The following is a 20,386-nucleotide window of genomic DNA, read 5'->3' on the forward strand; positions in this document are numbered from 1 at the left end:
GCCGGAGCCGCTGCTCCGGGTGGCTGCCGAACCCCTCGCGGAGCTCCTGCCGGAGCCCTTCGCGGTGCTGCTGGCAGCGCCGTTGCGGGAGCTGCGCCCCCCGCTCGTCGTCCGGCTCGCCATGCCCCACACGGTATCTTTACCCGCCTCCCCAGTCACACCAGCCACTGGTGAGTGACGGCGCGGTGGAATTTTCGAGTGATCCGCTCATGCGCGGGCCTGGTTCGTGGGATCCTCGACCATCATGGTTGCCTTGCCGTCGACACCGCACGAGCCGACACGCCGAAGCGATCGAGACGAGCTGTACCGAGCCGCTCCGCGGCTCTGGCGTGCGCTGATGCGGATCGACCGCGCGGTCGTAGCGCTCACCGGACGGTTGGAGGTCACCGGTGACGTGCCGGACCCGCTGCGCGGCCGGCCGCTGCTGATGGCGGCCAACCACATCGGCAACCTCGACCCGGTGGTGCTCATCGCGGCGTGCAGCCGGCGCCGCATCGCACCCCGGTTGCTGGCCACAGGCGGTCTCTTCGACACCCCCGTCCTGGGCTGGGTGCTGCGGCGCAGCCGCCACGTGCGGGCCGACCGGGGCAAGGCGACCGCGGGCGAGGCGCTGGCCAAGGTGGTCGAGGCGCTGCGCGAGGACCAGCGTCCGGTGCTGATGTACCCGGAGGGCCGGATCAGCCTGGAGCCCGGTCTCTGGCCGGAGCGCGGCAAGACCGGAGTGGCCCGGATGGCGCTGGCGTCGCAGGCGCCGGTGGTGCCGGTCAGCCAGTGGGGCGCGCACGAGGCGATGTGCTACGGCATGCTGCGCGTCGAGAGCGCCCGCGACCTGTGGATCCTCTTCGCGTCGTGGCTGCGCGCGATCCGCAGGCGGCCGACGCTGAAGGTGCACTTCGGCGCGCCGGTCGACCTCAGCGACCTCTCCGCCGATCGCCCCGGCGACGCCGTCCGCGCCCGCGACCGCATCATGCGCGCCATCACCGACGGGCTGGTCCCGCTGCGCGCCGGCGAACCGGACGTCCCCGACCACGACGACCCGACCCGTCCGGTCAGCGACAAGCGCAGCCCCTGGCGCCCGTAGCCGCCGTCGGCGAGCCACTGTGGACTGAGTCGGCCTGACCCCCACGTCGGTCGCCGCGAGGTGGGCGAGGATCCCGCACCACCCAATTCGCCCGATCCAGTGCAACGTTCCAATTGGCGCCAGAGCCGTCGGCGTGGTGCACCCGAAGGGTGCGAAGTGGACGGAAGCAGGCGTAACCGAACATCAGCGTCCGGTCTGCGGATTTCCGGACATGGCGGCACATTCCCTGACATAGATCACTTTTCTCGGCTGTCCACATCGGAAGAGTGAGTGCGTTCCCCCCTCCGGGCGAGAGCACTTTGCGCCAACTTCGCCCTTTGACTGGCGCGGAACACGAGCGCGAGTCAACACTGATCGCCGGTTCAGGCGAGGAGAACTCGCGGATCGCCGACAGACAGGGATCGCCGTGAAGAGAATCGCTAGCGCCGCGATGGCGGCCGGCTTGCTGGCCGGCGGGCTCGCGCTGGCCCCCGTGGCGGGGGCCGCGAAGCCGCCGGAGTTCCAGCCCGCCCCGATCCAGTGGGGACCGTGCCAGGACGAGAGCCTGCAGAAGGCCGGCGCCGAGTGCGGCATGCTGGACGTGCCGATGGACTACGCCGACCCGGCGGGCGAGAAGATCTCGCTCGCGGTGTCCCGGGTGAAGCACACCGTGCCCGACGCGCAGTACCAAGGCCCGATCCTGGTCAACCCCGGCGGTCCCGGCGGCTCCGGGCTGCGGCTCGCCGCGCTGGGCCCGTCGGTTCCCAAGGACGCGGGCAGGGCCTACGACTGGATCGGCTTCGACCCGCGCGGTGTCGGCTCCAGCGTGCCCGCGCTTTCCTGCGACCCGAACCACTTCTCCTACAACCGGCCGGACTACGTCCCGGTGACCCCGGAGCTGGAGAAGCAGTGGCTGGACAAGTCCGAGGGCTACGCACGGGCCTGCGGCGCCCGCGGCAAGCTGCTCGAACACGTCAAGACCACCGACTCCGTGCAGGACATGGAGAGCATCCGCAAGGCGCTGGGCGCCGAGCAGATCAACTACTACGGCTTCTCCTACGGCACCTACCTCGGGCAGGTCTACGGGACGATGTTCCCGGAGCGGCTGCGCCGGGTGGTGATGGACGGCGTGGTCAACGTCAACGACGTCTGGTACCAGGCCAACCTCAACCAGGACGTGGCCTTCGACCGCAACATCAACATCTTCTTCGACTGGGTCGCCCGCCACGACGCGGTCTACCACCTCGGCGCCACCGGCGCCGACGTGTCGAAGCTGTTCTACGACCAGCGCGCGAAGCTCGACCGCGAGCCCGCGGGCGGCATCATCGGCTCCGACGAGTGGACCGACCTGTTCCTGCAGGCCGGCTACGGCCAGACCGGGTGGGACGCCCGCGCCAAGGCCTTCGCCGGCTGGGTCCACGACGGCGCTTGGGAGCCGCTGAAGCAGCTCTACGACAAGGCCAACCCACCCGGCGAGGACGGCGGCTTCGCCGTCTACAACGCGGTGCAGTGCACCGACGTGCAGTGGCCGAAGCAGTGGAAGCAGTGGGAGGAGGACAACTGGGCCACCCACGCCAAGGCGCCGTACCAGACCTGGGCGAACGCCTGGTTCAACGCGCCGTGCCTGTTCTGGCCCGCCAAGGCCGGCAAGCCGGTCGACGTGGACGGCAGCAAGGTCGGCAGCGCGCTGCTCATCAGCGAGGAGCTCGACGCCGCCACGCCGTTCCCGGGCGCGCTGGAGGCGCGCAGGCGGCTGCCGAACTCCAGCCTGATCAGCCTGCCCGGTGGCACGACGCACTCCGGATCGCTGGGCGGCAACGCCTGCCTGGACGGCCAGATCGCCGACTACCTCGCGACCGGGAAGCTGCCGGAACGCAAGGAGGGCGAGGGTCCCGACACCACCTGCCAGCCGCTGCCGCAGCCGGAACCCGCGGCCGTGGGCGCGGTCGCCGTCCGCCCGCAGCAGCCGGCGATCCTGCAGGAAGCGCTGCAGGCCAACCAGCACTGAGCGCAACGCAAGCGCCGTACGCCGCAACGCCCTCCGGTTCTCGCCCGGAGGGCGTTGCGGCTGCTGCCTCGTGTAGAACAGCGGTGTACCCATCCGGAGCGGATGCGGGCCGACTGCGGGGAGGACCAGGGATGCGACAGGGGGAACGAGCGGCCACCGGCGGCGGATTCGGCGGCTCCGCGCTCGTGCTCGGCATCGCCGGGCTGGTCCTGCCGTTCGTGCTGTCCGGCTGCGCCGTGCTGGGACGTCCGGCCGAGGGCCTGCCCGCGCAGGACCGCCACGTCCGCTACGAGGTGTTCGGCGACGGTGACGTGGTCGACGTCACCTACACCAGCGACGGCGGTACGGGCACCGAGCAACTGCAGAACGTGCCGCTGCCCTTCCGCAAGGAGATCTCCCTGGAGGAGGCGGCCTTCCAGGTCTTCACCCTCTCCGCGCAGAACGCCGACGAGGGCCGGATCACCTGCCGGATCACCGTCGACGGCGAGGTGCTGGACGAGAGCAGCTCCGTAGGCGCGTGGGAACTGGCGCTGTGCAACGACTCCGCGCCGTGACCCGCTGACCATCGCCCTTTCACGACGCCTCCGAACTTCCGGCCGACGACGCTGCCAGATCGGAAACCAGCGTTCCCCCCACCTGGCCACCCGGTGCGCGCCGAATGCCGTCCCGCGCCTCTGCCAGCCGCTGCTTAAGGCCGTCGTCGGCGAGCAGCTTCTCGATGGCGTCGATCAGCGCAACCGAGTCAAACCGATACGGGCTCATACGCACGCCGAAACCGAGGTCGGCCACCCGCTGGGCATTGTCATACTGGTCCCCGATCAGCGGCATCACGATCATTGGCAGCCCCGCGGCTATGGCCTCGCTGATCGTATTGCTGCCCCCATGCGTGATCAGCAGGTCACATTGCTGGAGCACATTGGGCTGGGGAAGGAAAGGGGCACCGTACATGGCCGGGCCGAGGTGGACTTCTTCGTGATGCGGCCCCATCGACACCACCGCCCGGTACCCGGTCCGGGCGACGACGTCGACGAGGCGCTGCACCAGCATGCTGTCCAGAGAGCCCAAGCTGCCTAGGGACAGGTAGATGACAGGACCGCGCCCCGGCAGGTGGTCATCCAACCGGAAGGGCCGCTCGCCGGTGCGGACCACCGTGTCAAGCCGCTTCCAACGCTCCCAGAACTCAGGCGCCCTCGGATAATCCAAAACCGCTGGATAGGTGTACAGATTCAGCCAAGGCGAATCGTGGGAGAACCGCAGCGGCTCCAGGGGAGGAGCTCCCTGCATCGTGCAGAAGTCGTTGAACACAGCATGGAGATCGCGGTGCCATCGCGTGTACTCCGAGCGGAACTCATCCCAGCCCGACCGATCGTGCAGCGAATAGCCGGAGAAGGGCGGCGGGAGGTCCGGATCGGTCAGTTCCAGCGGGTTGGCCGATACCGACCGGACCCAAGGGATTCCGGACGCGGGGACAGCCGGGTCCGCAACGACGTTGTCGACGACGATGAGGTCCGGCCGCACCTCCCCGATGACCGCCCGCAGTTGCGGATGCGCGTGCTCAGCGGTTCGGATGTGCTCCACCAACCGGGGATGGATGACGGTGCGCAACTGGTCGAAGGTCGAGCCGCGGATGTGCTCGACGTGGTCCCGCAACCACTCCCACAGCACCTCGCTGCGATCGACCAGCTCGCCGGGTGGAGGTACTCGGTCAAGCACCGCCTCTTCGAATCCGTGTGCAACCGCGACACCTCGGAAACCGGCGTCCATCGCGAACACCGCGCGCTGGCCCCTGGCGCGGACTACCTCCGCCATCGCCCGCAGGGAGTTGTAGGGCCCCCAGGCAGCGCGCCCCTGAACGAAGAGGACACATGGCCGATCGGAAGTCGTCTCTTTCCCGGCGGTCAGCACGCTTGGTATCCGCGAATCCGTGTCAGGTGCACTGGTACCGGCTTGTCTCCGCAGTCGACGATGGGGACCGCCCAAGCGAACCACCCGGCTACCGAACCGAGGAGAGTTCAACGATCGGTGTGCATATTCGGACACACAAAGTGGACCTAAGGGGCAGCGATTGCCATCGCAAAGAAGATGATCTTGGGGGAACCGAGGGCACCCACCCCGAGTCGGAACCGGCAGTCACTCGAATGGCTGTACGACCGGATCGAGGAGGGACACCCTGGAAACCGAGGCTCTCGGCGCAGCTCAGCAGCGGCTGGCCGACTACATGAACCGAGTGGGCGACATCCAGCGGCGCGCCAACGACGTCCAAGAGCAGATCAGGGGCATGCGCGCCGAGGTGGGCAGCCCCGACGGCGCCGTGTCGGTGGTGCTGGCTCCGGGCGGACGCCTGGAGCGCCTGACCATCGCACCGCAGGCGATGCGACTCGGCCACGAGCGGCTCTCCGCTCTCATCACCGAAACCGTCGCGAAGGCCCACGGCGCCGCGGCGCAGCAGGTGCAGGCCGCCATGCAGCCGCTGGTCGGCGGCACGGCCGCGATGGACTTCCTGCGCGAGCAGATCCAGCCGCCCACCGCGGACGACGGCACCGCCGGACCCGGCGCCGCACCCACCGACCGCGGCAGCGCCCCGCCCGCCGCCCCGCAGACGCCGCGGCAGCCGCACCGGGGCTGGCAGGAAGAGGACGACGACTTCGACGAGCCCGGCGGCTCGTTCCTGCGCTGAAGGAGCCGACGACATGGGATTCAAGATCGTTCCGGACGACCTGGCCTCGCACGCCGGCCAGGTCGACGCGCTGGGCAAGCAGCTCAGCGACGCCGGCGGCAAGGGTGCGAGCGTCGAGCTCGGCACCGAGACGTTCGGCATCCTCTGCCAGCCCTTCGCGCTGGCGTTGCGCGCGGGCATCGCCGTGATCGGCGACCAGATCGGCGAAGTCGGCTCGGCGCTGCCCCGGGTCGCCGACGGCCTGCGCGACTGCGCGGACGCGAACCGCCGGACCGACGACGACCACGCGAAGGTCTTCGCCGAGATCATGAAGGGGCTGTGATGGGTCTCGAGGTCACCGAGGAGAACCGGACCGACGGCGCGCGCATCGTCGAGAGCGTCGACTCGCTGGTCAAGGACTTCGACATGTCGGTCGCCACGCTCGGCAACGTGGCGTCGGTGGGGTTGGACGCGCTGGGCTTCATCGCCAACCCGCTCGGGATGCTCAGCGGCGCGGGCGTCGGCTGGCTGATCGAGCACGTGTCGTTCCTCAAGGAACCGCTGGACGACCTGGCAGGTGACCCGGACGCGGTCAACGAGGTGGCCGCGGTCTGGGGCGAACAGGTCGCCATGACCTGCGGCAAGGTCGCCTCGGAGTACGCCCGCGCAGCGCAGTCGGAGACCGCGTCGTGGGAGGGCCGGTCGGCCGACAGCTACCGCAGGACCGCCGCGGAGCTCGCCGAGGACATCGGCGCGCTGGAGAAGCTGGCCAACGGGGTGCGCTACGCGACCCAGGCCATCGGGGTCGCGGTGGCCTCGGTGCGCGCCGTGATCCGCGACATGATCGCCGACGTCGTCGGCGAGATCATCGCGGCATTCGTCACCGCGAGCGCGGCGGCCTTCTTCACCGCGGGTGCCTCGATGGCCGCGTTCACCGGCTGGGCCGTGGGCCGCGGGGCCGCCACCGCGGGCAAGATCATCCGCAGGGTCAAGGACCTGCTGGAGAAGATCGCCGACGTCATGGGCAAGTTCGACAAGCTCAAGGACGCCGCCCGCTCGGTCCGGGTGAAGGCGCACAGGGTCGGGGAGCTGGCCTCCAAGCCCGGCGCGGCGGTCGGCTCGCGCCAGCAGCACGTGCGGGCGATGGACGGCAGGTTCGACAGCTTCAACAACGCGATCCGCGACCGGGTTCCGTCCCAGCTCAGGGACCGCGCCGACGGCGTGGACAACGCGACCGGCGCGCGCGTGCGCGACGGCTGGGCCGACACGATCAACGGGGCGGCCCTCCGCCGGTCGGCGATGTCGGAGGCGACCAAGGAAACCGCGGCGGCGGGCAACAACTACGACGACGCGGCCGAGGACCTGGAGAAGGAAGAGAAGAAGTGACCGCCTGAGCCCGCACCCGTCCCACCTCCTCGGGAACGGGAAGGCTCAGCCGCGGCCGGGCGGGTTGCTCAGGTGAGGAACCCGCCCGGTCACGGCCCAGCGACAACGACCGCTCAGCGGCCGGAACCGCCTGGTCAGAAGGACCTCTCAGCCGCCTACCGGCAGCACGTTCGGCACGATCATCGGGCGGCGCCGGTAGGTGTCGGCGACCCACTTGCCCACCACGCGGCGCACGGCCTGCGCGATCCGGTGGGTGTCGGTGATGCCCTCCGACTCGGTGCGCGCCAGCTCCATCTCCACCAGCGGCACGACCTCGTCGAGCGCCTTGGGGTCGTCGGAGAACCCGCGACCGGAGATCTTCGGCGACGACACCGCGCGCCCGGTGCTGGCCTCGACGGCGACGTTGATCGAGATGAACCCGCCCTCGCCGAGGATCAGCCGGTCCGACAGCGTCGACTCGCCGACGTCGCCGACCGACAGGCCGTCGACGTAGACGTGGCCGACCTCGAAGCGGCCCACGATGTCGGCGATGCCGTCGACCATGTCGACGACCACGCCGTCCTCGGCGATGACCACCCGCTCCGGCGCGACGCCGGTCAGCCGCGCCAGCTCGCCGTTGGCGCGCAGGTGCCGCCACTCGCCGTGCACCGGCATCACGTTGCTCGGCCGGACCGCGTTGTAGAGGTAGAGCAGCTCGCCCGCCGAGGCGTGGCCGGAGACGTGGACCTTCGCACCGCCCTGGTGCACGACGTCGGCGCCCAGCCGGACCAGGCCGTTTACCACGCCGAACACCGCGGTCTCGTTGCCGGGGATCAGCGAGCTGGCCAGCACGACGGTGTCGCCCGCGCGGATGCGGATCTGCTTGTGCTCGCCGCGGGCCATCCGCGACAGCGCCGACAGCGGCTCGCCCTGCGAACCGGTCGAGACGAACACGACCAGGTGCTCGGGCATCGCCAGCGCCTCGTCGAGCTCGACGATCAGGCCGTCGGGCACCTGCAGCAGGCCGAGCTCGGAGGCGATGCCCATGTTGCGGACCATCGAGCGGCCGACGAAGCAGACCTTCCTGCCGTGTTCGACGGCCACGTCGAGCACCTGCTGCACCCGGTGCACGTGGCTGGCGAAGCACGCCACGATCAGCCGCTGGGTGGCCTTTCCTATGACCCGGTCCAGCACCGGCCGGATCTCGCGCTCCGGGGTGACGAACCCGGGCACCTCGGCGTTGGTGGAGTCGACCAGGAACAGGTCCACGCCCTCGTCGCCGAGCCGGGAGAAGCCCGCGAGGTCGGTGAGCCTGCCGTCCAGCGGGAGCTGGTCCAGCTTGATGTCACCGGTGTGCAGCACCACCCCGGCCGGGGTGCGGATGGCGACGGCCAGCGCGTCCGGGATCGAGTGGTTGACCGCGAAGAACTCCAGGTCGAAGGCGCCGTGCGTGCTGTGCTGGCCCTCGGCGACCTCGACCAGCGTCGGGCTGAGCCGGTGCTCCTTGCACTTGGCCGCCAGCAGCGCGAGCGTGAACTTCGAGCCCACGACCGGAAGGTCGGGCCGCAGGCGCAGCAGGAACGGCACCGCGCCGATGTGGTCCTCGTGGCCGTGGGTGAGCACCAGCGCCTCGATGTCGTCGAGGCGGTTCTCGATGGGCGCGAAGTCGGGCAGGATCAGGTCCACCCCGGGCGCGTCGTCCTCCGGGAACAGCACCCCGCAGTCGACGACCAGCAGCCGGCCGGCGTGCTCGAACACCGTCATGTTGCGGCCGACCTCGCCGATGCCGCCGAGCGCGAACACGCGCAGGCCGCCTTCTGCCAGCGGTCCCGGCGGTGCCGACGAGGTCGGCGTCACCGGGTGGTACTCGGTGGCTGTGGCCTTCGCGCTCAACGCTGGGTCACCTCTGCTGCGGCGTCCGGGTTTACCAGTACCAGGCCAGCATCCCACAGGTCGCTGGTGATGATCCGGACCTGCTCCTCGGTGGCCGCGGGCAGCGGCAGCCGGGGCCGGCCGGTCTCGTAGCCGCACAGCCGCAGCGCGGTCTTGGAGAAGATGACGCCGCCGACGAAGTTCATCGAGCGGTACACCGGCAGCAGCCCGTTGTGGACCTCGCGGGCGGCGGTGATGTCACCCGACTCGTAGGCGTCGAGCATCTGGCGCAGGCGGTCGCCGACGACGTGGCCGATCACGCTGACGAATCCGACCGCGCCGACCGACAGCCACGGCAGGTTCAGCGGATCCTCGCCGGAGTAGTAGGCCAGGTCGGTGTTGGCCATGACGTCGCTGCCGGCCAGCAGGTCGTGCTTGGAGTCCTTGACCGCCTTGATCTGCGGGTGCTCGGCCAGCCGCTTGAGCGTGTCGACCTGGATCGGCACGACCGAGCGCGGCGGGATGTCGTAGAGCATCACCGGCAGGTCGGTCGCGTCGGCGACGGTGGTGAAGTGCGAGAGCAGGCCCTCCTGCGGCGGGCGCGAGTAGTAGGGGGTCACGACCAGCAGGCCGTGCGCACCGGCCTTCTCCGCCGAACGCGCGAGCTCGACCGAGTGCACGGTGTTGTTCGTGCCCGCGCCCGCCACGACGGTGGCGCGGTCGCCGACCGCCTCGACCACCGCGCGCAGCAGCCGCTCCTTCTCCTCGTCGCTGGTCGTCGGGCTCTCCCCCGTCGTGCCGTTGACGACCAGCCCGTCGTTGCCGACGTGGTCGACGAGGTAGGTGGCCAGCTCCTGCGCCAGCTTCAGGTCGAGTTTCCCGTCCTCGTCGAACGGCGTCACCATGGCGGTCAGTACCCGGCCGAACGGACGGCCCGGAGAGGCAGTGGGGCAGACGGTCATAACCCATGACGCTACCTGGTCAGTCCACCGCCGAGCGCGCCCGGACCGGCCCTGGCCCGCGGTCGGCCGACGATGTGAAAACCCCTCGCGCGGGATCCGCCGAAGCGGTGATTCTTGCGGCCGGCGCGGGCGGCGTTGAAGAGTTTTCCGGTCACAGCGACCGGCGAAGATCCTCCACCGCGAGCACGTCGGCCTCGTTGCCGTCGAAGGTCACGCGGACCTGCTTGCGGCCGAAGGCGTGCAGGAGCAGCTCGCCGGTCTCTCCGTTGATGCGCACCGTGCGCGGACCGCGCCTGGCGGCGATCTCGGTGCCGTCCGGCCTGCGCAGCACCACGCCGACCGGGCTGCGGCCGTAGAAGACCTTCGCGGTGCGCGACAGCGCCTTCCACAGCGCCTCGTCGCGGGCCGGGTCCGACGGACGCGGCTCCCAGCCGGGCTGTGCCCGCCGCACGTCCTCGTGGTGGACGTAGAACTCCGCGGAGTTCACCGTCTCGTCCACCGCGGACAGCCCCAGCGGGTTCCACTTCGGAGGGCCCTGGCGCACCATGTCGACCAGCTCCGGCCACGGACGGTCGCCGATCTCGGACTCGATGCGCTCGCGGCGGTCGGCCAGCCGCTGCAGCAGCCTGCCCGCCACCGCGTCGGGCCGCCTCTCCCGCACGACCAGGTGCACGGCGAGATCGCGCGTGGTCCACCCCTCGCACAGCGTCGGCGCGTCCGGGCCGACGCGGTCGAACAGTTCGCAGAGCTGCTGGCGCTCGTCACTGGCCACACCCATGCCGTCACTCTAGCCGCACGCGCCCCCGGCGGTCCGGCTACAGCGTCGCCTTGGTCGTCAGCTTCTTGCCGTCGGCGCTGCGCAGGCCGCAGTAGACGGTCTGGGAGCCCTGGTCGTCGTTGTCGCTGTTGTCGTCGGCGCGGACGGTGCGCCGCAGGTTCCAGCTCTGCTCGGTGGGCACCAGCGCGACGTAGCGCAGCGCGGTCTCCTTGGCGGGGATGACGATCTGGTCGGAGTTGAAGAACGCCGAGCACAGCCCTTCGCCGAAGCGCTGGAGCTCCTCCTCGCCGGGGTAGTCGACGTCGGTCTCGCCCGAGGAGAACACCGAACCGCTGTGGAAGATCTCGTGGTCGTGCGGGTCGGTGCAGGTCCTGGAGTCCGACTCGCCGAACGACCCACCCGGCGCGAGAGCACCGTCGGAGCAGCCGGTGCTGGAGGGGAAGTGGAACCGCTGGATGTCGCCCCCGGCTCCGAAGGTCAGCGTCGGCTCCATCGCGACCGGCGTCGAACCGCCCAGTCCGAACCGCCCGACCAGCAGGCCCGCCGCGAACAGCACCACCGCGGCCACGGCTGCCACCGACGCCCACAGCCCTCGCCTGCCGTGGGGCGCCTGCGCGGCGACGGCCGTCGGTGCGACGCCGGCGGGCCTGGTCACCGCCTCGGAGGCCGGTGTGCTGGCCAGCAACGCCCGCACCTGCGCAGCGGTGAACCGCGCCTTCGGGTCGGCGATCAGCAGGCCGGTGATCACCGGCCCGACCACGCCGTGCGGACGGGTGGCGCGGGGCGTCTCGTTGAGCACCGCGTTCAGCGTGGCGGCGGTGGTCTGGCGCTCGAAGGGCATCCAGCCCTCCACCGCGAAGAACAGCGTCGCCCCGAGCGACCACAGGTCGCCGGCAGGCGAGGCGTCGGCGCCCTGGATGCGCTCGGGCGCCATGAACGACGGCGACCCGACGATGGCGCCGCTGCTGGTCAGCCGCGGGTCGTCCAGGGTCTGGGCGATGCCGAAGTCGGCGAGCTTCACCCGGCCGTCGGCGACCATGATGTTGCTCGGCTTGACGTCGCGGTGCACGATCCCCGCCGCGTGCGCGTTCTCCAGCGCCGAGAGCACCTGCCGCGCGAGGTCGGCGGCCTGCTCCGGCGCCAGCGGGCCGCGCTGGGCCACCAGCTCGGTCAGCGTGACGGCCCGCACCAGCTCCATCACGATGTAGGTGGTCCCGGCCTCGGCGAGCACGTCGTGCACGGTCACCACGGCGGGATCGTTGAGCCGGCCCGCCGTGCGGGCCTCGCGCAGCACGCGCTCCTCGTAGACCTGGCGCTCGGCGGGCGGCACCCCGTCGGGCAGGTGCAGCTCCTTGATCGCCACTTCGCGGCCGATCACCTGGTCCCACGCGCGCCAGACGATCCCCATGCCGCCGCGCCCGAGCTCCCCGGTCACCTGGTAACGGCCGCCGATCACACGGGCCTGCTGCCCGGTCCCCGGGTGTTGCACCACAGCGTCTTCCTCCACCGCCCGAGCGCGACGAACGCGCTGCGCTCACACCTTGAAGCCGGGCCTCATCCAACCAGATGAGACCCGGCTCCTTGGACTGAATCAGCAGGCGTTCGGTTTCCACCCGCGCCGGGAATTTCGCGGCGGTGCCGCCGGCGGGCGTCAGCCCTCGGTGACGAAGGGGCTGGAGGCGACCTCGCTGCCGTCCTTCAGGCTGGTGATCTCGAAGTCGCCGAAGACGTTGGGCACCGCCTTCTGCAACTGGCGCAGGCACTCGATGGCCAGCGCGCGGATCTCGACGTCGGCGTGCTCGCTGGCCCGCATCGCGATGAAGTGCCGCCACGCGCGGTAGTTGCCGGTGACCACGATCCGGGTCTCGGTGGCGTTGGGCAGCACCGAGCGCGCCGCCTGCCGGGCCTGCTTGCGGCGCAGCGTCGCCTTGGGCTCGTCGGCGAACTTCTCCTGCAGCGCCTCCAGCAGCTCGGAGTAGGCGGCGACGCTGGCCTCGGTGGCCTTGACGAACTTCTCGTGCAGCTCGGGGTCCTCGGCGATGACGTCGGGCTCGACCATCGCGGCGTCGCGCTCGGGCACGTAGCGCTGCGAGAGCTGGGAGTAGGAGAAGTGGCGGTGGCGGATCAGCTCGTGGGTCAGCGAGCGCGACATCCCGCTCAGGTAGAACGTCACCGTCCCGTGCTCGAGCACGGAGAGGTGGCCGACCTCCAGGATGTGGCGGAGGTAGCCGGCGTTGGTCGCGGTCGCCGGGTTCGGCTTGCGCCACGACTGGTAGCAGGCGCGGCCGGCGAACTCCGCGAGCGCCTGGCCGCCGTCCGCGTCGGTCGACCAGTCCACGTCGGCCGGTGGGAAGAATTCGGTCTTGCCGATGAGCTGGACCTTCGGCGGGACGATCTCGGTCACGGAGAACGAACCCCTTTCTGCTGTTCAGTCGTGGTCGTCGACCACTGTCGCGACTCCCCAGTCTCTTGCCCGTCGAGCCTAACGGTCGGCCCCGACCGCGCCCGCCCCGCCGGTAGGCCGACGCGACTGAGGTCACCGGGGACACTGACGTCACCAGAGACGTTGCATGACGTCAGAAATGGTGTCACTGTGGCGTCATGGATTTGAGCCCCTACATCAGCCAGCTCCGGGAGGACCTGACCTCCGCGGCGTCGGCGGGCGACGAGCAGACCCGCCAGACCGCGGCGGTGCTGTCCTCGGCGATCGAGCCCGCCGCCCGCCTGGCGATCATGAACGCGCTGTCGGACCTGGCCGCGGAGGTCACCACGCACCTCGACGGCCAGGTCGTGGACATCCGGCTGGACGGCCGGGACGTCCGGGTCGCGGTCAGCGGCAGCGCCGGCGAACCGGCCGGCGGCCGGGACGAGGAACCGCCGCCGCCCCCGCCGCCCGGCGACGGCGGCGACATCAGCCGCATCACGCTGCGCCTGCTCGACGAGATCAAGTCGCAGGCCGAGCAGGCCGCGTCGGTGCAGGGCGTGTCGCTGAACACGTGGGTCGCGCAGGCCGTCCAGGGCGCCCTGCACGGCGGAGGCAGGTCGCGCGGACCGCGCGAAGGCGGTCACGGCGGCAGGCCGTGGGGCCCGCCCGGGGCGGGTCGGGGCCGGTGGCGCGGTGACGGGCCGGGCGGCTCCCGCGTGCACGGCTGGGTCCAGGGCTGAAGGGGCGGCGCCATGACCGAGCAGCGCTCCGGCTTCGAGGACCGCTCCGACGAACTGGTCCGGACCCAGGACTTCGAGACCCCGCACCCCATCGAGCTCGACATCAACAACAACGCGGGTTCGATCCGCATCGAGCTGGCCGAGACGCCGGTGACCCACATCGAGGTGCGCCACGACCCGTCGTCGGCCGGCCCGGACTGGCGCAGCGGGCTGTCCGGGCTGCTGAACTGGGTCAGCGAGCAGTTCGGCGAGGGCGGCCTGCGTCCCGGCGGCGACGGGCCGCGCGAGCCGCTCGCCGAGGCGGTGCACCAGACCCGCATCGACCTGACCGGCAGCAGGCTCGCGGTGCGCGGACCGGCCGCGCCCCCGCTGCGGGGGATCCCGCTGGCGATCAGGATCACCGCGCCGCTGGAGTCGCAGATCGGCGTGCACACCTCGGGCCAGGTGTCGGTCAGCGGCAAGGCCGGACGGGTGCAGATCCAGGCGGCCTCCGGGGACGTCAGCGTCGACGAGTCCAGCGCCAGCGCGACCGTGCGCACCAGCTCGGGACCGCTGAAGCTCGGGTCGGTGCACGGAGGCGTCCAGGCCCGCAGCGGCAGCGGCGACGTCGAGATCGCCTCGATCGACTCGCCGTCCTCGGTCGTCACCGGCAGTGGCAACGTCTGGATCGGCGCGGTGCACGACGACGTGCTGGTCCGCTCCGGCAGCGGTGACCTCACCGTCGCCGACGCGGCGCGGGGCCAGGTCGAGCTGATAACCGGGTCCGGGCAGTTGCAGATCGCGGTGCGGCGCGGCGTCGGCGCCGAGGTGGACCTGACGTCGTCGACCGGCAGCGCGACCAGCGACCTGGCGGTGTCGGACGAGCCCCCGGCGGAGGAAGCGCCGCTGCGGGTGTTCGGGCGTACCGGGACCGGGGACGCTTTGATCACTTCGGCGATTTGAGTCGGGGCGGGGGTTTTCGACGCAGGCACCCTGGCCTTGCGGGGCACCTTCAGCGTGGGGCCGCGTAAGTCTTCGACGCACCCACCCTGGCCCTGCAGGGCACCCTCAGAGCGGGGTTTCTGGGGCGCTCGCCGCCCCCAGGCCCCCGGCAGGTCTCCGGGATGAATTTTTTCGAGGCAGCCTGCGGTTTGGCGGTTGGGTGGTTCTCATCCCGTCGACCTCCACGAGGGCTATCAGACCGCGTCAAGGAGGCCGACATTTCGAGGCAACCTGCGGCTCGTATCTAGCGGGCCCCCTTGACCCGGTCTGATCGGGCTGGCGCCAGGTCGACGGGATGAGAACCACGGCACCGACCCTGTTGGGCTGCGGCGGGCAATTCGCAGTCGCGGAAGTACCGCCACATTCGATCGTCAGCCGTCGCCGCGTGTGGTGGTGCGCAGGGCGGTGGCCAGGTCGCCGCGCTCCCCCACGGCCACTCCGCCCAGGCCGAGCCAGGACGCCATGTCACCCAGTGCGCCTGCCAGTTCCGGCACCACCGACGCTAGGTCGGCGCCCGGTTCGGCGAACGCGCCGGGTACGCGCAGCACCCCGGCCGTGCGGTCGGCCTTGAGGTCGACGCGGGCGACGAGGCGTCCGTCCAGCAGGAACGGGAACACGTAATAGCCGTACTGGCGCTTGGGTTCCGGCACGTAGATCTCGATGCGGTAGCGGAAGCCGAACAGCCGCTCGGTGCGCGAGCGCTCCCAGATCAGCGGGTCGAACGGGCACAGCAGCGCTCGCCCGGTCACCTTGCGCGGCACGCGCGCCTCGGCGTGGCGGTAGGCGGGCTGGCGCCAGCCGCGCACGGTCACCGGCTCCAGCACGCCGTCCTCGACCAGCTCGGCGACGGCCTGCTTGGACTGCGCGGGGCTGAGCCGGTAGTAGTCGCGCAGGTCGCTCTCGGTGCCCACGCCCAGCGCCTGCGCGGAGCGCTCAACCAGGCCCCTGATCGCGACGTCGTCCTCGGGGTCGGCGGCGAGCACGTCGGCGGGCAGCACCCGCTCCGGCAGGTCGTAGAGGCGTTCGAAGCCGCGCCGGGCCCCGGTCGTCAGCTCCCCCATCGCGAACAGCAGCTCGCAGGCGTGCTTGGTGTCGGTGCGGTTCCACCAGGGGCCGGTGCCCTGCTTCTGCCCGCCGCCGAGCTCGCGCTCCAGCGCGCCGGCGCCGATCGGGCCGAGGTCCTTCACCGCCGCGAGCACGTCGTCGACCAGTTGCGGCGCGCGTTCGAGCAGCGTGCGGAACTTGCGCCGCCAGGCGCCGCCGTACTCGCGCATCCGCCAGCGCAGCAGCGGCCAGTCCTCGACCGGGATCAGCGACGCCTCGTGCGCCCAGTACTCCACCAGCAGCCGGGGGCGCCGCGTGCGGTGCGACCATGCGGCGTCGTCGACGAGGTCCGCGGGGTAGGCACCGAGCCTGCTGTAGACCGGCATGTAGTGCGCGCGGACCGCGACGTTGACCGAGTCGAGCTGGAGCAGCTTCGTCCTGCCCAGCGCGCGTTGCAGATGCCTGCGGTTGACCTCTCCGGCCGGTCGCGAATCGGCGAAGCCCTGCGCCGCCAGCGCGGTGCGCCGCGCGCTCTCGATGCTCATGGTCTGCACCCGCCAGATGGTGCCAGCACCCACCGACACCGACGGACACCCGGCCGCTCCTACGAGTGAATGTGCGGACACGTTAGGTTCACCGCATGGCCGAAGCCGACGTGCGAGTCGCCGGACCCGACGACGCCGCAGAGATCGCGAGGATCCAGCTGACGACCTGGCGCACCGCCTACGCCGACGTGCTGCCGGAGGACGTGCTGGCGGGGCTGGACCCGTTTGAGACCGAGTCGCAGTGGCGACACGCGCTGACCGAGGGCCCGGCGTCGGTGCTGGTCGCCACCGAGGGCGAGTGGCTGGTGGGGTTCTGCGCCGCCGGGTTCGCCCCGGAGGCCGAGACCGCGGCCGCCGACGGCACCGCGCCGGCCGACGCGGCCACGGTCGCGCTGGTCAGCACGCTGCTGGTGGAGCCGAGGTGGGGCAGGCGCGGCCACGGCGGGCGGCTGCTGGGCGCGATGGCGCAGCGCCTGAGCGCCGAGGGCGCCACCCGCGGCATCACCTGGGTCCCCGAGGCGGACACGGCCTCGACCGGCTTCTACGCGAGCGTGGGGTGGCAGCCGGACGGTACAGTGCGGACACTCGATGCGGGTGGCCGTCCCCTCCGCGAGCTGAGGTTGTCCGGCTCGCTCGACCTGCGCTTCGAGCGGAGTTGACGAGGTCGCGACTCGGCCTCGATGCGCGGGGGCTCCTTGGCCTCCCGCTGATGCCTTCTTCCACTTTGGGGGAACCTTGCTGGCAGTGATCGGTCTGCTCTCGACGACCTTCGGGGTCGCGGTGGCATCCGCGCTGATGCCGCTGATCAGCGTCGAGCTGTTCGTGATCGGTCTGGTGCTCAAGGGGCCGGAGGTGCCCTGGTGGGCGCTGGCGCTGGTCATCGCGGTCGGGCAGATCGCGGGCAAGATGCTGTACTTCTACGCCGCGCGCGGGGTCGTCCGGCTGCCTGCCTTCCTGCGGCGCCGGACCGAGGCCAAGACCAAGGGCCGCTGGAGCGCGTGGATCGAACGCTTCCGCGACACCTGCCGCAAGCGCCCGCTGTGGACCGGCGGGGTGCTGCTGGTGAGCGCGATCGCGAGCCTGCCGCCGTTCGCGGCGATCGTCTTCGTCGCGGGCTGGGCGAAGGTACCGCTGTCGACGTTCCTGGTCACCGGTTTCGTCGGCCGTTTCCTGCGCTTCGGGGTGCTGGCGGTCGCACCGGGCGCCCTCGTCGCCTGGATGTAGCCCCACGAACCCCTGGACCTGACCCGACGGCGCCCGCGATCCGGTGGCGGCCCGTGGGGTTTCGAAAGTGGGCGTCAGTCGCTTGCGGTGTGGGACCCGGCCTGTACCGCCGCGTGTCCGGCTGACGCGCCCGGCCTGGCGGCGACTGCTCCCGCGGCGCTGCGGGAGCAGTGCGCACGTCAGAACAGCCTGCCGGGCACGCCCTGCACGGAGTCGATGACGCCGAGGACCGGCACGCCCGCGGGGGCGAAGGTCCACTTGTTGTGCAGGCCGCTGGTGTCGGGCTCGTCGACGATGGCCGGGCCGTCCGCCGGGGCGGCGGCCTGCGCCTGGCCCTGCGCCGGGGCGGACACGCCACCCGGCACGACACCGCCCGGAACCGCGCCCGCCGGGATCGCGTCGAAGACCGGGCGCAAGGCCTGGGCGGGCAGCTCCGCGGTCGGCCCCAGCACCGCGCCCGCGTCAACCCCCGGCAGCAGCCAGACCGGCGTGGTCTCCGCGTGCGCCACGCCGCCGCTCAGGCACGTCAGCGCGACACCGGCAGCGGCACCGGCGAGCAGCCGTGCGATCGGTTTCCTCATTTCGTGCACCTCCTCAGTTCCCCCGCCGGACGGCGGAAGTCAGCAGACCGCATCCAAGGGTTTCGGGTTCTCCGGACCGAACAGCGAGCGCAGCGCCACGCCCGCGTCCGGCCGGGGCCACCGTGCCCTCCGGCGGGCCCGACAGGCCGAAGACGGTGCCGAGCACGACCGAGAACAGCAGGCAGGCGACGGCGAGCATCAGCCTGTGCGCGCGGATTGCTCGGCCCTGCCCGACCGTGACGAGCTGGCGCCAGGCGTAGGTGCCGAACCGCCACCGCGAGAACGACGGCCGCCGTGATCACCCCGGGTCTGGCCGGGGCCGCCGGCGCCGCGGGCGGCGGACGCCGCACCGATTCGTCCACAACGGACATGTTTCGCTCCTGGATCAGGGGGCGAGCGGGGCGGAGACGGCGACGACCGTGCCCTTCGGGTTCCACGTCCCGGCCGCGGTACCGCCGTGGTCCATGCCGGGCATGCTCATCTTCATCACGTCCACCTGGGCGGCGGCGTAGATCGTCACCGGCCCACGCACGGCCATCCCGCGCGCGGCCAGCCACGAGCCGAACCCCGCCACCGAGGGCGGTTCCCCGCCGAAGGCGCCGGCGAGGGTGAGGCCGTAAGCCAGCGAGCGCTGGTCGCGCGGGTCGAAGCGCAGCGGCACCGACGAGCTGGCCGCCGTGTTGAGCACCGGTCCGTGCAGCAGCCACGGGGCCAGGTGGACGCCCCACACGTACTGGTGTCCCAGCGTCAGCCGGTCGACTGCACGCTCCCAGCCGGACACCACGACGAGCGCACCTTCGGGCTGCGGCACCGGGCTCACCGCGACACCGCGTTCGGCCGCGGCGGCGCGGACCACGTCGGCGGCCTGCCGGGAGCGCGGGGAGTCGTCGGCTTCGAGGGTGACCGCCGGTGTGCCGTTGGCCGCCAAGGCACCGACCAGGCGGCGCAAAGCGTCGGCGTCGTCGGACGCGAGCGCGTCGGCGGGGCAGCCGGTGAGCGGGGTTCGGGCGCCCGCTACCAGGCCGCCGAGCGCGGCGCCGGCGCACTCTGGCCCGTCCGGACCGGTCGCACCCGCGAGTGCGGGCGCGGTCGCGTCCCCGGTGTCGACCTCGATGCTGTCGGTGGTGTCACCGCGCCGGATCACGACGTCGCTGCGACCCGCGGGCAGGTCGACGGTGGCCCACGTGCCGTGGCCGCCCGGCCGCGCCATGGCGGGCACCACGTGCTCGCCCACCTCGACGGAGATGCCCTTGCCCGCGCTTTCCGGGAAGTGCACCAGGTTGGGGCCCGGCCGCTGCGGCGTGATGAGCATCGGACGCTTCTGCCCCTCGACCTCGGCATGCACGAGCCTCGGGACTCCCGGAAGCGGGAGCTCGTGCGGTCGCGGGATCGCGGGCAGCGCTCCCCACAGCAGGAAGACAGCGGCTACGCCTGCCGCGCCGAACCGGTAGATCCGTCGAGGATCGCGGCGCAGCCACCCGGTCAGACCGAGAACGACCACAGTGGACAGTGTGATCAGCAGCAGCGCGACGCCGTGGCCGCTGCCGTAGAGCCGCCGGTCCAGCAGACCGGAGAGGAGCAACTGCCCGACCGCCGCCGCGGTGAGCACGATCGCGGCGGTCAGGGCGATCGGGCCGAGGCGCAGCCCCGGTTTCAGCCGCCCCGCGTGCACCGCGAAGCCGAACCAGCCGACGGCCACGGCGGTGTAGGCGGTGTCGACGAGGAACTGGAAGGAGGAGTGCCCGGACGCCGTCTCGGCGACGAGCAGCGCCGCCGTGGCGAAGCCCGCGTAGGCGGCTGCCGTCGGCCGGCGCAGCAGGGCGGGGACGGCGAGCACCAGCACGGCATGCCCGACCGCGAAGGCCGGGCTCACGCCCAGCGCCGGAATCGAGACGAGGCTTGCCAGGGCGGCGAGTCCGCCCGAGGTCCAGGAGACCCACCGGGCCGGTGCGTCGGCCACCGGCCGCAGCAGACCGGTTCCCGCGACCAGGGCGGTGCCCGACAGCAGCACCAGTCGCAGCACCAGGGCGAGCGCGTCCACATCGGACGCGGTCGCGTGCATGCCATGCGCATCCATCGCCAGACTCACATTTCCGGGGAGGTGGTTTCGGGGGTTGGCCGGAGCGGACCGGCGGGGCGCGGCAC

Annotated in this window: 19 protein-coding genes; 10 read left to right on the forward strand and 9 right to left on the reverse strand. The window is 71.6% G+C overall.

Annotated features, from left to right (window positions below; all coding sequences use genetic code 11):
* The first annotated feature begins 337 nt into the window (after positions 1 to 337).
* The 3 genes from SACE_RS28230 to SACE_RS28240 all read left to right on the forward strand — a co-directional run bounded on the left by SACE_RS28230 (position 338) and on the right by SACE_RS28240 (position 3,622).
* Positions 338 to 1,081, forward strand: coding sequence for a lysophospholipid acyltransferase family protein (locus SACE_RS28230; protein WP_009943085.1), 744 nt, complete (start codon positions 338 to 340; stop codon positions 1,079 to 1,081).
* 406 nt (positions 1,082 to 1,487) lie between these two features.
* A complete protein-coding gene (locus SACE_RS28235; protein ID WP_029621398.1) occupies positions 1,488 to 3,068 on the forward strand; it encodes an alpha/beta hydrolase in 1,581 nt (526 codons plus the stop codon).
* Between the two features lie 131 nt (positions 3,069 to 3,199).
* Complete coding sequence (locus SACE_RS28240) at positions 3,200 to 3,622, forward strand: MmpS family transport accessory protein (RefSeq protein WP_009943082.1); 423 nt, start codon at positions 3,200 to 3,202, stop codon at positions 3,620 to 3,622.
* Positions 3,623 to 3,641: 19 nt separating this feature from the next.
* On the opposite strand, the gene SACE_RS28245 is transcribed toward SACE_RS28240, so the two are convergent.
* The gene (locus SACE_RS28245; RefSeq protein ID WP_143538244.1) at positions 3,642 to 4,877 is read right to left on the reverse strand and encodes a nucleotide disphospho-sugar-binding domain-containing protein; all 1,236 of its coding nucleotides are present in this window, start codon (positions 4,875 to 4,877) and stop codon (positions 3,642 to 3,644) included.
* A 409-nt stretch (positions 4,878 to 5,286) separates the two neighbouring features.
* Here SACE_RS28245 and SACE_RS28250 point away from each other — a divergent pair, with 409 nt between their 5' ends.
* The 3 genes from SACE_RS28250 to SACE_RS28260 are packed head-to-tail and all read left to right on the forward strand — an operon-like array spanning position 5,287 to position 7,110.
* A complete protein-coding gene (locus SACE_RS28250; protein WP_231849817.1) occupies positions 5,287 to 5,745 on the forward strand; it encodes a YbaB/EbfC family nucleoid-associated protein in 459 nt (152 codons plus the stop codon).
* A 13-nt stretch (positions 5,746 to 5,758) separates the two neighbouring features.
* Positions 5,759 to 6,067, forward strand: a complete 309-nt coding sequence (locus SACE_RS28255; RefSeq protein WP_009943077.1) for a type VII secretion target — start codon at positions 5,759 to 5,761, stop codon at positions 6,065 to 6,067.
* Positions 6,067 to 7,110 (forward strand): hypothetical protein, encoded by a 1,044-nt coding sequence (locus tag SACE_RS28260; protein WP_009943076.1) that lies wholly within the window; start codon positions 6,067 to 6,069, stop codon positions 7,108 to 7,110. Before SACE_RS28255 ends, SACE_RS28260 begins: the two co-directional genes overlap by 1 nt.
* A gap of 147 nt (positions 7,111 to 7,257) precedes the next feature.
* Here SACE_RS28260 and SACE_RS28265 read toward each other — a convergent pair whose 3' ends face one another.
* The 5 genes from SACE_RS28265 to thyX all read right to left on the reverse strand — a co-directional run bounded on the left by SACE_RS28265 (position 7,258) and on the right by thyX (position 13,105).
* Positions 7,258 to 8,946 carry a ribonuclease J gene (locus SACE_RS28265; RefSeq protein WP_173401365.1) on the reverse strand — a complete coding sequence of 563 codons (1,689 nt, stop codon included), beginning with the start codon at positions 8,944 to 8,946 and terminating at the stop codon, positions 7,258 to 7,260.
* 32 nt (positions 8,947 to 8,978) lie between these two features.
* A complete protein-coding gene (gene dapA / locus SACE_RS28270; protein WP_037302692.1) occupies positions 8,979 to 9,923 on the reverse strand; it encodes a 4-hydroxy-tetrahydrodipicolinate synthase in 945 nt (314 codons plus the stop codon).
* Between the two features lie 151 nt (positions 9,924 to 10,074).
* Entirely contained in the window at positions 10,075 to 10,701 is a 627-nt protein-coding gene (locus SACE_RS28275) for a TIGR03085 family metal-binding protein (RefSeq protein ID WP_009943073.1), read from the reverse strand.
* A 37-nt stretch (positions 10,702 to 10,738) separates the two neighbouring features.
* Positions 10,739 to 12,193: a serine/threonine-protein kinase gene (locus tag SACE_RS28280; RefSeq protein ID WP_009943071.1), complete on the reverse strand. Its 1,455-nt coding sequence runs from the start codon at positions 12,191 to 12,193 to the stop codon at positions 10,739 to 10,741.
* Between the two features lie 159 nt (positions 12,194 to 12,352).
* Positions 12,353 to 13,105 (reverse strand): FAD-dependent thymidylate synthase, encoded by a 753-nt coding sequence (gene thyX / locus SACE_RS28285; RefSeq protein WP_009943069.1) that lies wholly within the window; start codon positions 13,103 to 13,105, stop codon positions 12,353 to 12,355.
* 197 nt (positions 13,106 to 13,302) lie between these two features.
* Between thyX and SACE_RS28290 the strand changes: the two genes are divergently transcribed.
* Positions 13,303 to 13,866, forward strand: a complete 564-nt coding sequence (locus tag SACE_RS28290; protein WP_009943068.1) for a toxin-antitoxin system HicB family antitoxin — start codon at positions 13,303 to 13,305, stop codon at positions 13,864 to 13,866.
* 12 nt (positions 13,867 to 13,878) lie between these two features.
* Positions 13,879 to 14,808 (forward strand): DUF4097 family beta strand repeat-containing protein, encoded by a 930-nt coding sequence (locus tag SACE_RS28295; RefSeq protein WP_009943067.1) that lies wholly within the window; start codon positions 13,879 to 13,881, stop codon positions 14,806 to 14,808.
* Positions 14,809 to 15,218: 410 nt separating this feature from the next.
* Here SACE_RS28295 and SACE_RS28300 read toward each other — a convergent pair whose 3' ends face one another.
* Positions 15,219 to 16,445, reverse strand: a complete 1,227-nt coding sequence (locus tag SACE_RS28300) for a winged helix-turn-helix domain-containing protein (RefSeq protein WP_031334064.1) — start codon at positions 16,443 to 16,445, stop codon at positions 15,219 to 15,221.
* Between the two features lie 86 nt (positions 16,446 to 16,531).
* Here SACE_RS28300 and SACE_RS28305 point away from each other — a divergent pair, with 86 nt between their 5' ends.
* Positions 16,532 to 17,095, forward strand: coding sequence for a GNAT family N-acetyltransferase (locus SACE_RS28305; RefSeq protein WP_009950463.1), 564 nt, complete (start codon positions 16,532 to 16,534; stop codon positions 17,093 to 17,095).
* Positions 17,096 to 17,180: 85 nt separating this feature from the next.
* The gene (locus tag SACE_RS28310; protein WP_009950462.1) at positions 17,181 to 17,660 is read left to right on the forward strand and encodes a YqaA family protein; all 480 of its coding nucleotides are present in this window, start codon (positions 17,181 to 17,183) and stop codon (positions 17,658 to 17,660) included.
* Between the two features lie 179 nt (positions 17,661 to 17,839).
* On the opposite strand, the gene SACE_RS28315 is transcribed toward SACE_RS28310, so the two are convergent.
* Together SACE_RS28315 and SACE_RS28325 are read right to left on the reverse strand one after the other, a co-directional pair.
* Entirely contained in the window at positions 17,840 to 18,241 is a 402-nt protein-coding gene (locus tag SACE_RS28315) for a hypothetical protein (protein WP_009950461.1), read from the reverse strand.
* 385 nt (positions 18,242 to 18,626) lie between these two features.
* Positions 18,627 to 20,303, reverse strand: a complete 1,677-nt coding sequence (locus SACE_RS28325) for a hypothetical protein (protein ID WP_009950459.1) — start codon at positions 20,301 to 20,303, stop codon at positions 18,627 to 18,629.
* Positions 20,304 to 20,386: the final 83 nt, after the last annotated feature.

It is taken from the genome of Saccharopolyspora erythraea NRRL 2338, assembly GCF_000062885.1.
Classification (GTDB): domain Bacteria; phylum Actinomycetota; class Actinomycetes; order Mycobacteriales; family Pseudonocardiaceae; genus Saccharopolyspora_D; species Saccharopolyspora_D erythraea.